This window comes from Exiguobacterium sp. s133, from assembly GCF_018618595.1.
Classification (GTDB): Bacteria; Bacillota; Bacilli; order Exiguobacteriales; family Exiguobacteriaceae; genus Exiguobacterium_A; species Exiguobacterium_A oxidotolerans.
In genome coordinates this window covers 1-312 of record NZ_JACSMK010000029.1, presented here as the reverse complement: position 1 = coordinate 312, position 312 = coordinate 1, and the positions used below count along the sequence as shown (strand labels likewise).

General features: G+C 52.9%; 2 tRNA genes. Both read left to right on the top strand.

Annotation, left to right across the window (positions count from 1 at the left end):
• The first annotated feature begins 124 nt into the window (after window positions 1–124).
• A tRNA-Ile gene (locus KNP96_RS16640) sits at window positions 125–201 on the top strand.
• 22 nt (window positions 202–223) lie between these two features.
• Window positions 224–296 (top strand) — tRNA-Ala (locus KNP96_RS16635).
• Window positions 297–312: the final 16 nt, after the last annotated feature.

Below are 312 nucleotides of genomic sequence, written 5' to 3'. Positions count from 1 at the left end.
AGGTAGCCGTATCGGAAGGTGCGGCTGGATCACCTCCTTTCTAAGGAAAACGTCCCGTAAGGGACATGCCCATCGTTCAGTTTTGAGAGTCCGATCTCTCAACTGAATCATCCCATATTTGAATGGGCCTATAGCTCAGCTGGTTAGAGCGCACGCCTGATAAGCGTGAGGTCGGTGGTTCGAGTCCACTTAGGCCCACCATTCAATTTTAAGTTCATATCCTGGGGCCTTAGCTCAGCTGGGAGAGCGCCTGCCTTGCACGCAGGAGGTCAGCGGTTCGATCCCGCTAGGCTCCATTTGTCTTGTCCATTT